The 10217-nt window shown below is 50.1% G+C and carries 11 protein-coding genes; all 11 read right to left on the bottom strand.

Features of this window, described 5'->3' with window-relative positions; translation table 11 throughout:
* Positions 1-376: 376 nt before the first annotated feature.
* The gene (locus OIN60_RS21030; RefSeq protein WP_305756832.1) at positions 377-1714 is read right to left on the bottom strand and encodes a TrkH family potassium uptake protein; all 1338 of its coding nucleotides are present in this window, start codon (positions 1712-1714) and stop codon (positions 377-379) included.
* A gap of 48 nt (positions 1715-1762) precedes the next feature.
* Positions 1763-3292: a lysine--tRNA ligase gene (gene lysS / locus OIN60_RS21025; RefSeq protein WP_305756827.1), complete on the bottom strand. Its 1530-nt coding sequence runs from the start codon at positions 3290-3292 to the stop codon at positions 1763-1765.
* Between the two features lie 106 nt (positions 3293-3398).
* Positions 3399-3875, bottom strand: coding sequence for a transcription elongation factor GreA (gene greA / locus OIN60_RS21020; RefSeq protein ID WP_305756826.1), 477 nt, complete (start codon positions 3873-3875; stop codon positions 3399-3401).
* Positions 3876-4155: 280 nt separating this feature from the next.
* Positions 4156-5148, bottom strand: a complete 993-nt coding sequence (gene dusB, locus OIN60_RS21015; protein WP_305756825.1) for a tRNA dihydrouridine synthase DusB — start codon at positions 5146-5148, stop codon at positions 4156-4158.
* Positions 5149-5151: 3 nt separating this feature from the next.
* Positions 5152-5382: a helix-turn-helix domain-containing protein gene (locus tag OIN60_RS21010; RefSeq protein WP_305756824.1), complete on the bottom strand. Its 231-nt coding sequence runs from the start codon at positions 5380-5382 to the stop codon at positions 5152-5154.
* Entirely contained in the window at positions 5334-5882 is a 549-nt protein-coding gene (gene folK / locus OIN60_RS21005) for a 2-amino-4-hydroxy-6-hydroxymethyldihydropteridine diphosphokinase (protein ID WP_305756823.1), read from the bottom strand. Before folK ends, OIN60_RS21010 begins: the two co-directional genes overlap by 49 nt.
* 11 nt (positions 5883-5893) lie before the next feature.
* Positions 5894-6256, bottom strand: coding sequence for a dihydroneopterin aldolase (gene folB / locus OIN60_RS21000; protein WP_305756822.1), 363 nt, complete (start codon positions 6254-6256; stop codon positions 5894-5896).
* Between the two features lie 39 nt (positions 6257-6295).
* Positions 6296-7153, bottom strand: coding sequence for a dihydropteroate synthase (gene folP / locus OIN60_RS20995; protein WP_305756821.1), 858 nt, complete (start codon positions 7151-7153; stop codon positions 6296-6298).
* Positions 7150-8037, bottom strand: a complete 888-nt coding sequence (locus OIN60_RS20990; RefSeq protein ID WP_305756820.1) for an aminotransferase class IV — start codon at positions 8035-8037, stop codon at positions 7150-7152. Before OIN60_RS20990 ends, folP begins: the two co-directional genes overlap by 4 nt.
* The gene (gene pabA / locus OIN60_RS20985; RefSeq protein ID WP_305756819.1) at positions 8038-8613 is read right to left on the bottom strand and encodes an aminodeoxychorismate/anthranilate synthase component II; all 576 of its coding nucleotides are present in this window, start codon (positions 8611-8613) and stop codon (positions 8038-8040) included. It lies immediately after the preceding gene.
* Complete coding sequence (locus OIN60_RS20980) at positions 8610-10205, bottom strand: anthranilate synthase component I family protein (RefSeq protein ID WP_305756818.1); 1596 nt, start codon at positions 10203-10205, stop codon at positions 8610-8612. The genes pabA and OIN60_RS20980 overlap by 4 nt, the downstream gene beginning before the upstream one ends.
* Between the last annotated feature and the right edge of the window lie 12 nt (positions 10206-10217).

The following is a 10217-nucleotide window of genomic DNA, read 5'->3' as shown; positions in this document are numbered from 1 at the left end:
GATAAAATATCTCAATGATCCGTTCCGGTTTTTATACTGTCATAGACATGTACCAAAAACCTTCACGGGGCGATTTCACTTCGTGAAATCTACTCACTCGTTGTTCAGTTTTCAAAGATCAAACTTCGTTCATCGCTTCAGCTCATCGCCTTAGCAACTCTTATATCTTATCATGTTTCAACCAAGAAAGCAAGAACTTTTTTTCGAGCTTTATTTATCATGTAACTCTGTTTTCTTGGCCGGATTTATAATATATCACATTGCAGCACAGGCTGCAACCCTTTTTTTATAAAACATACTTAGGAATTTAATTCACGCTTATCCGTTTAATATTGTTCAATATAAAAGACGCCTGAACAATTCAGACGCCTTTCATTTACCCGATAGTTATATGCCCCTCCGGATAGCGGTACAGTTGTTTATCCGTTCTTGGTCTAAGCGCGTACGCAATAGTGAGCGGACCAATACGGCCGATGAACATGGTAGCGCTGATGATCAGCTTTCCTATATCCGTCAAATACGGGGTAACACCAACCGACAAACCGACCGTTCCGATCGCAGATGCCGCCTCAAAGGCTAATGGAAGAAACTGAACGTCCTCCGTCATCAAGAGCAGCATAAGCACAAGAATAAAAATAAACAATGAAATGATAATAATGGTCAGGGCCTTCATTAGCATGACTTTGGGCACACGGTAATTAAAAAAGACAATATCCTTTCTTCCGCGCACCATGGCGATAATCGCCCCCATCATGATAATAAACGTGGTCGTTTTAATACCTCCACCCGTCGAGCCTGGGGAAGCCCCGATAAACATCAGCAGCATTATGAAAAACTGCGTTGCTTGTCGCAGCCCTGTAATATCGATTGTACTCGTACCTGAAGAACGCGTCGATACCGACTGAAAGACCGCAGAATACAGCTTCTCCTCCAAATTCAGAGCCCCAAGTGTGCGCATGTTGGTAAACTCAAACACAAAAATGACGAGAGTTCCGAGGGCAATCAGTCCACCCGTAACGGACAGCACCAGCTTGGAATGCAGCGACAGTCTTCGTCTACGGCGAAAATCAAACAGATCGCTCAGTACAATAAAACCCAATCCGCCCGAAATAACCAAAACAGAAGCTGTCAGGTTAAACAGCCAATCCCCCCGGTACTGGATGAAACTATTCCCAAACAAATCAAAGCCCCCGTTGTTAAATAACGATACCGAATGAAACAGTCCATAATATAAAGCTTGTCCCACTGGCATATCCGCCATCCAACGCAGAGCAAGAATCACAGCTGCAATACCCTCAATCGTGAAGGAAAAAATCATCACCTTACGAATAATGCGTACTATACCCTCCATACTGTCCGCATTAATGGCCTCTTTAAGAAGCAATCTGTCTTTTAGGGACAACCGCCGTCCAAGCACTAGCGCAAACAGGGTCGCCATGGTCATGAAACCCAGTCCGCCAAGCTGCATCAGGATCATAATGACAATTTCACCGAATATGGTAAATGTCGTATTTACATCAACAACCACCAGTCCGGTGACGCAGGCAGCCGAGGTAGCGGTAAACAAAGCATCAACCCAATAAAGAGAGTGTCCGCTGTGGGATGCTGCCGGCAGCATCAGCAGCAAGGTGCCAATGGCGATAATGGTCAGAAGACCTGCCACCAATACAACAGGGGGAGATGTCATCTTCGTCATTTTCATGCTGAATTTCATTTCATTCACGGCTGATCCTCTTTTTCACTTTAAAATAAAGCTGCCGATTTATTCTGTTGTGCGGTTGCGCATATGCGGGAACAGCAGGACATCCCGAATCGATGCCGCATTCGTCAAGAGCATAACGAGACGATCCACACCGATTCCCAATCCGCCTGTTGGCGGCATACCGTATTCCAATGCACGAATGAAATCATCGTCCATTTCGTGCGCTTCGTCGTTGCCTTGCTCCTTTTCAAGCAATTGGGCTTCAAAACGCTGCCGCTGGTCAATCGGATCATTCAGTTCCGTAAAGGCATTGGCATGCTCGCGGGCTACGATAAACAGCTCAAAACGATCCGTGAATCGCGAATCCTGCTCATTCTTCTTCGCAAGCGGAGAAATCTCCACAGGATGTCCTGTGACAAAAGTCGGCTGAATTAGCGTTTCCTCTACAAATTGCTCGAAGAAAGCGTTCAGAATATGGCCAAAGGTCATATGCGGCTCCACACCCCCGACTTTGTGTTCCTTAGCCAGACGGTGCGCCTCTTCATTGGTCATATGCACGCTGAAATCAACACCTGTTACTTCTTTAACCGCGTCAACCATCGATACCCGGCGCCACTGCGGAGTCAAGTCGACCTCTTGACCTTGATAAACAACCTTATATGTGCCGAGTACTTCTTTCGCAATATGGGCCACCAGATTTTCGGTCAGTTCCATAATATCCTTATAGTCTGCATAAGCTTCATAAAGCTCAATCATGGTGAATTCCGGATTATGGCGCGTGGAAATCCCTTCGTTCCGGTATACCCGGCCAATTTCATACACTTTCTCCAAGCCGCCCACGATCAGACGTTTGAGATGCAGCTCAATAGCAATACGCATATACAACTGCATGTCCAGCGCATTGTGGTGGGTAATAAATGGCTTCGCAGCCGCACCACCTGCGATAGCATGCAATGTAGGCGTTTCTACCTCCAGATAACCGAGGGAATCCAGGTAGCGGCGCATGGACTGAATAATCCGCGAACGGGTAATAAACGTCTTTTGCACCTCAGGATTCATAATCAAATCGACGTAACGCTGGCGGTAGCGCAGCTCGACATCCTTCAAACCATGGTATTTCTCCGGCAAAGGATAGAGGGACTTGGAGAGGACCTCCAGATCCTGTACCTTCACGGTCGTTTCACCGGTTTTGGTTTTAAAGAGGACCCCTTTAACACCGACAATGTCGCCCAGATCCAGAATGCTGAACGCTTTATACTGTTCCTCGACAACGGTATCTTGACGAACATAAATTTGAATGCGTCCGCTCAAGTCCTGAATATGCGCAAAGCTGGCTTTACCCATGCCGCGTTTGGCCATAATACGGCCCGCGATGCTAACTTCAACATGCTTCTCATCAAGCTCTTCCTTGGTCAAGCCGTCGTATTTGCCCAGAAGCCCTCCGGCTTCATCGGTTCTAATGTATTTGCGGCCAAACGGGTCCATCCCGAGCGCACGCAGCTCGTCCAATTTGGCACGGCGGATCTGCAGCAGTTCACTTAATTCCTCACGGCTCTCCTGCGATTCTTGGTTCATGTTTTCGTCCGACATTGTAAGCTTTCATCTCCTTCTTATGAGTAGCGGAGCAATCCACTATATATCCTAGAGAAAAAAGCTTCCCTAAGGAAGCTTTTTGTGTTAACTAAAGTCAGTTGCCTTATTTTTTAATATCGACAATTTTATATTGGATGACGCCTGCAGGCACGTTCACATCAACGACGGTTCCTTTTTTCTTGCCCAAAATGGCCTTACCAACGGGACTTTCATTCGAAATTTTATTTTGCAGCGGGTTGGATTCTGCGGTGCCGACAATCGTATACTCCACGATATCCCCAAACTCCAGATCTTCAACCGTAACGATCGCGCCAACCCCTACCGTATCGGTATCAATCTCATCGCTGTTAATAATGCGTGCGTTGCGCAGCATTTTCTCCAACGTAATAATGCGGCCTTCGATAAACGCCTGCTCATTCTTGGCATCTTCATACTCGGAGTTCTCGCTGATGTCACCGTAACCGATGGCTATTTTGATCCGCTCCGCGACTTCGCGGCGCTTAACCGATTTCAAGTTCTCAAGCTCATCTTCAAGCTTCTTGAGACCTTCCTGTGTCAGAATGACTTCTTTATCGCTCATCTCAACCGATTCTCCTGTCATGGAATAAGTTAAATGTGCATAAGGATGCACGCCGTTTACACACTATATGCCGCTCTAAGAGAATGAGAACATTCTCTCCTGTTGATGGGGTGATCTATGCGCCTGAAGCAACGCGATCAGAATTTTATACTGAAAGATTATATGGCAAGCATATAGAAAAGTCAATTAAACCCAGATAACCGCTCTCCATTGTCACCCAAAGCAAAAACGTAATCGATAATCAATGGGAACAGCTTCCCTTACCTGAAATGCTCTTCCATTAGGATACAAGGGTTGCCTGGTCAGCGAGCTCTGCAACGAAGCTTTCCAAAATTCGAACCATTTCGTCGCGTTTGGTCCCTTCCATGACCATATCCTTAACCCGTGCCGAACCCTTCAGCCCCTTAAGATACCAGGCCAAATGCTTGCGCATTTCGCGTACAGCCACGGCTTCACCCTTCAGTGCGACGAGCCGGTCCATGTGCAGAATGGCTACACGGATTTTCTCCTCCGCTGTTGGATCAGACAGCAATTCCCCAGTCTCAAGGTATTGAATTGTGCGGTACAGCATCCAAGGGTTGCCCAGAGCACCGCGTCCGATCATAACACCGTCGCATCCGGTTTCATCGAGCATGCGCCGGGCATCCTCAGGTGTAACCACGTCACCGTTACCAATGACCGGAATGGAAACTGCCTCCTTCACCTGCTTGATATAGCTCCAATCCGCATGTCCAGTGTATAGCTGCTCACGGGTACGCCCATGCACACTGACAGCCTTTCCGCCCGCACGCTCTACCGCTTTGGCATTGTCCACCACATAAATATGCTCGCTATCCCAGCCAATCCGCATTTTAACGGATACGGGCTTATCAACGGCATCCACTACTGCGGATACCATTTCGTAAATTTTATTCGGGTCCAGAAGCCAACGCGCACCTGCATCACATTTAGTAACCTTGGGAACAGGGCAGCCCATATTAATATCGATAATATCAGCATTGGTCTCCTGATCAACCACTTTGGCCGCTTCCACAAGCGACTCCCGGTCTCCGCCGAAAATTTGCAGGCTAAGCGGTTTTTCCCGCTCATCCACGAACAACATCTCGCGGGTCCGCTTGTTGCCATGAACGATAGCCTTGTCGCTCACCATCTCTGCGCAAACAAGACCGGCTCCGAATTCCTTGGCGATCAGGCGGAAGGCCGGGTTGCATACACCCGCCATCGGTGCAAGCACGACTTGATTTTTCATTTCTACATCGCCGATCTTCAACATGATTCAATATTCACTCCTTTTCTCATAGTCTGTATGAGGTTGAAGCTCCTGGGCAGTCACTCCCAGAGCCCGTGCAATCGTATTTAATATATCTTGTCCTGCCGTCCGGTTACCGCGCTCAATGGACCCCAGCACTGCTAGGGAGATGCCTGTTTTGTGAGCCAAATCCTGCTGGGTATAGCCTTTCAGCTTCCGGAAGGCGCGGAGGCGCTGCGCCAATTGCATGTTTTCCAACGCTGTATGCCGTCCTTTCCATCCAGTTTTCTCAATGCTGACTGTACGATATCTGTTAAACCAGACAGATCGTTCTCAATCAAAATATCGGACAAAGGGAGCAGGACAAAGGCCCGCTCCTCCATACGGGGATGTGGCAGCTCCAGCTCCGGGGTCTGAAGTGCCACACCCTCCATAAACAGCAGATCCAGGTCAATTGTCCGGGGACCCCAGCGAATGCTGCGCACACGGCCTAGCTCCTGCTCGATATGCAGCATGTAATGGAGCAACTCCAGCGGGCTTAAGGTGGTCCTTACGGCAATGGCCATATTTACAAAAGGTGGTTGATCTACATACCCTACTGGTTCCGTCTCATAAAGATCGGAGCATCTCAGCACCTGGGTATCCGGATGGGCATCTAGGCGACTGATCGCTTCGAGCAGGGTATGCTCCCGATCTCCTAAATTGGCCCCCAAAGCAATATAAGCCTCTGATGACTCAGAGGTCGAATGAGCGTTCATGTCGTCCACCTTCACTTTCTTGTTCGATGGAGCTCCACAGTTACACCCTTGAAATGAATATCAAAAGGCGGATGAGGCTTCGTGACTCTAACTGTCAGTGCATTGACACTAGTATAAGTGTCCAATAGGGAAGATGCAATACGTTCTCCTAGGGCTTCAATTAATTGGAACGATTGATTTTCCACGATTCCTTTGACCAACTCATGCACTTCGGCATAGTTCACGGTTTTGTTCAGATCGTCATGCTCACCTGCTTCCCGCAGATCCAAGCTCAGCTCTAAATCAATATAAAAACGTTGACCCAATTTCCGTTCTTCGGGGAACACACCGTGGTAGCCGTAATATTCCATGCCTTGCAATATCATCTTATCCATAACAATACCTCCATCATGATCGTAAATACGGATTTCATGCTATCTTCTCTGCAGGTCAGGAGACGCGTACAGCATCGCATCACACATCCGGGCCGTACGCCGGATCAGACGCACATCATGTACTCTGACGATCTGGCAGCCTTGTGCAATGCCGAAGGCGACCGTGGCGGCTGTTCCTTCAACGACATCATCAACTGGGAGATCCAGAACGGTACGGATAAATCTTTTACGGGATGTCCCCAGCAGCAACGGGTATCCCATCCCGCCCAGCTTATGAAGAGAAGCCATCGTCTGCAGATTCTCGGCGTGATCTTTAGCAAATCCGATTCCCGGGTCCAGAATAATCTGTTCTTGCCGTACCCCAGCTTCCACTGCGATGCGGACACTCTCCAGCAGGTCGGATTGAATGTCGGCCATTAAATCTATGTAATCCCGATTGCTGCGATTATGCATCAAAATGACCGGGCAATCATGGGCAGCAGCCACTCCCGCCATATCAGGATCCGCTTTAAAGCCCCATACATCATTAATGATATGTGCCCCCGCTTCAAGCGACTGCCTGGCCACTTCCGCTTTATAGGTATCGATGGACAGCGGAATATGCGGCGCTTCGCGACGTAGAGCCTCCACGACAGGAATAACGCGCGACAACTCCTCGTCCAGACTGACCGATTCATGTCCCGGACGCGTCGATTCACCTCCAATATCAATCAGATCAGCCCCGTCTTCCATCAACTGTAACGCATGCTGAACTGCCAGTTCTACAGTATTGTGGCGCCCCCCGTCGGAAAAAGAGTCCGGCGTGACGTTGAGAATGCCCATAATCAATGTTGAATCACCTAATGGCAACTGAATTTCACCACATACATAGTTACGCTTGTACACAATTGGATTCATTCTTTAACCCCTGCTTTCTGATGATAGAGCCTAAGAAGCCGCTCCGTAACCGGACCATGGGACCCGCTTCCGACCCTCCGGGATTGTCTATCTGGTTCAATCAGCCTTGTCACGGGGGTAATTTCCTGAACGGAGCCTGTCAAAAACACTTCATCGGCCTGCTTGAGATCGTTCCACGTATACATTCCCTCCAAAGCACGGATTCCCAGGCCGCGCGACAGCTCCATAACGAATTCGCGGGTGATGCCGCCAAGTGCTCCTGTCGATAGATCCGGTGTATGCAATACTCCATCTTTGACAAAAAAGACGTTGCTTACGATTCCTTCACATATGTATCCGTCGCTGGTGAGCATCAGACCCTCCGCCGGGAGCGGCGAGGCCTCCTCATATCCGGCAAGCTCTCTTTTGGCCACAATATTATTCATATAATGCAGCGATTTCAACCGAACACCACTTTCCGGGGTACTACGGCGGGTATGAAGCAGGTACAGCGCTTTGCTGCGCTTGGCCGGGTCAGGAGAAAGCGTGGGCAGCGCCCTGGCGAACAGAACGTGATTAGGGCGGCTGTAACCCCCCACAGGCAGGCCAAATGCCTCCTCGCCCGCAGAGACAGTATACCTTATATAGGCCTCCTTCAATCCGTTAGCCTCCATCAGGCGGCTGATCAACTCTGTCCATTCCTCTTCATTCATTTGAAAAGGAATGCCCAGCATTCTGCAGCCTTCGGACATTCTGCGCAGATGCCGATCGAGCAGAAAAGGCAGGCCGTTATAGGTACGGAAGGTTTCGAACAGGCCCATACCGTATAAAAAACCGTGATCACTTACGTGAACCACGGCAGCAGCAGCATCGGTCAAAACGCCATTCATCCCGATATATTTCATTCAAGCGCCCACTTTACGCTTCAGGAAATTGCGCAGAATATGATGGCCGTAATCGGTAATGATCGATTCCGGGTGGAATTGCACGCCTTCCACCTCATATTCTTTATGCCGCAAGCCCATAATCTCACCTTCAGCCGTTTCGGCAGTGATCTCCAGACAATCCGGCAGGCTGCTTCTTTCCACCAGCAGTGAGTGGTAACGAGTAGCGGTAAACGGAGACGGAAGGCCTTCGAATACGGAGACGCCCTTATGCACAATGGGAGAGGTCTTGCCGTGCATAAGCCGTTCCGCCCGGATGACATTACCGCCAAATGCCTGTCCAATGGCCTGGTGTCCAAGGCATACGCCAAAGATTGGGATTTTGCCTTTAAAGTGCGAAATGACATCCAGCGTAATCCCCGCCTCATTAGGCGTACACGGTCCCGGAGACAGCAGAATATGATCTGGGGCCATTTCCTCAATCCCCTGCAGATCGATCTCATCGTTGCGTTTTACAGTAACTTCCTCGCCCAGCTCACCCAGATACTGCACCAGATTGTACGTAAAGGAATCGTAATTGTCGATCACCAATATCATGTTCCGTCCTCCTCCTGTTCGTTCCGCTTGCTTAAGGCGGTTTCTTCTTCACAGTACTGTACAGCCTTCATGACGGCTTTGGCTTTATTGCGCGATTCCTTGTATTCCCGGTATGGATCAGAATCGATAACAATCCCTGCGCCGGCTTGTATATAAGACATGCCGTCCTTGACGGCGAGTGTTCTAATAATAATATTTAATTCCATATCGCCGTTATAGTCAATCCATCCCATAGATCCAGTATACGGACCGCGACGGACCGGCTCCAGTTCTTCAATAATTTCCATCGTGCGGACCTTAGGGGCCCCCGTAATGGTTCCCCCCGGGAACACAGCCGCTATGACATCTATCGCATTGCGACCCTGCGCAAGCCGTCCCTCCACCTGTGAAACGAGATGCATGACATGTGAATAATATTCTACGGTCATCAGTTCAGGAACATGCACTGTGCCATACTCGGCAATCCGCCCAATATCGTTGCGTTCCAGATCAACGAGCATAATATGCTCGGCCCGCTCCTTCTCGCTGCTCAGCAGCTCCTCCGCCATCGCCCGATCCTCAGCAGGCGTCCGCCCTCGCCTTCTTGTTCCCGCAATCGGGCGGGCCGTGACCCGGCCTCCGTCCAGCTTCACCAACAGCTCAGGCGAACCGCTGGCCAGTGTGAAAGCGGGCGTTCGCAGCAGCCCCATATAAGGAGACGGGTTCAGCAGACGCAGCCACTCGTACACGTCTTCGGGAGCGGCCATCAGCCTGCGCTGCTGGCGAAGCGACAGATTCACCTGGAATACATCACCCTGACCGATGTATTCCCGGATGCGCTGCACCGCCCGTTCAAACTGATCCTGCGGAAAGGCCGCTTCCCAATCCTCCGGCCCGGCATGGCCACCGGCATCCCGGTCACTGCGAAGCCGATCAAGACGAATTGCTTTGCGCAGATCCCCGCTTGGGCTTTGGAATAGGTCCGTCCACAATTTCAGCATCCGTTCAGCATGCTGCTCCGCCTCGTGAAACAATACCGGGAGCAAACCCTGCACTGCTTGCTGATTCTCCTGCAGGTCGTCCGAGACCGGGATATGAATGGCACAGTAAAGTTTCCGCTCTTCGTGATCATAAATCCATACCTCGTCCATCCGCAGCCACAAATAATCCGGCAAGCCAGTATCGTCCGCTGCGGATACAGGCAGACGCTCCAAGGAGCGGGCTACATCGTAGGCGAGAAAGCCTGCGAAGCCGCCATGAAAAAACGGAAATTGCTGCAAACGTGGAGCTTTGAAAGAGGCCATCCATGCCTCAAGAACCTCCAAAGGTGGACCCGTCAGCGTACCTTCCGTTCCACTGTCCAGCTCGTTCCATTTCCCTTCCTCGTCCTTACCGGTCAGAACCGCCGCCGGGCTCAAGCCCAAATAAGTGTAACGCCCCTCTTTGCCGCTTTCGAGCACAAAAGAATATGGGGAAGCGGTCTGCCAGGCCTCCGTCCATTCCGTGGGAAGCCCTTCCTGCCAATCGATTTCCGCAATCAGGGGAAGCTGGGTCCAGCCTTCCTGCAGCCAAGCCTGCCAATCGGTTATGGAAATGGTTATTTTTTTTGTCATTCAGATAAATCC

Source organism: Paenibacillus zeirhizosphaerae (assembly GCF_030705605.1).
GTDB lineage: Bacteria > Bacillota > Bacilli > Paenibacillales > Paenibacillaceae > Paenibacillus > Paenibacillus zeirhizosphaerae.
Note: the sequence above shows the minus strand (reverse complement) of the source record. Positions and strands in the feature narration are given on the sequence as shown.

Coding starts and splice junctions, on each gene's coding strand:
- OIN60_RS20980 (WP_305756818.1), bottom strand. CDS start 10,205: ATGACAAAAAAAATAACCATTTCCATAACCGATTGGCAGGCTTGGCTG.
- folK (WP_305756823.1), bottom strand. CDS start 5,882: ATGAACGCTCATTCGACCTCTGAGTCATCAGAGGCTTATATTGCTTTG.
- lysS (WP_305756827.1), bottom strand. CDS start 3,292: ATGTCGGACGAAAACATGAACCAAGAATCGCAGGAGAGCCGTGAGGAA.
- dusB (WP_305756825.1), bottom strand. CDS start 5,148: ATGTTGAAGATCGGCGATGTAGAAATGAAAAATCAAGTCGTGCTTGCA.
- folP (WP_305756821.1), bottom strand. CDS start 7,153: ATGAATCCAATTGTGTACAAGCGTAACTATGTATGTGGTGAAATTCAG.
- greA (WP_305756826.1), bottom strand. CDS start 3,875: ATGAGCGATAAAGAAGTCATTCTGACACAGGAAGGTCTCAAGAAGCTT.
- OIN60_RS20990 (WP_305756820.1), bottom strand. CDS start 8,037: ATGAAATATATCGGGATGAATGGCGTTTTGACCGATGCTGCTGCTGCC.
- OIN60_RS21030 (WP_305756832.1), bottom strand. CDS start 1,714: ATGAAATTCAGCATGAAAATGACGAAGATGACATCTCCCCCTGTTGTA.
- folB (WP_305756822.1), bottom strand. CDS start 6,256: ATGGATAAGATGATATTGCAAGGCATGGAATATTACGGCTACCACGGT.
- pabA (WP_305756819.1), bottom strand. CDS start 8,613: ATGATATTGGTGATCGACAATTACGATTCCTTTACGTACAATCTGGTG.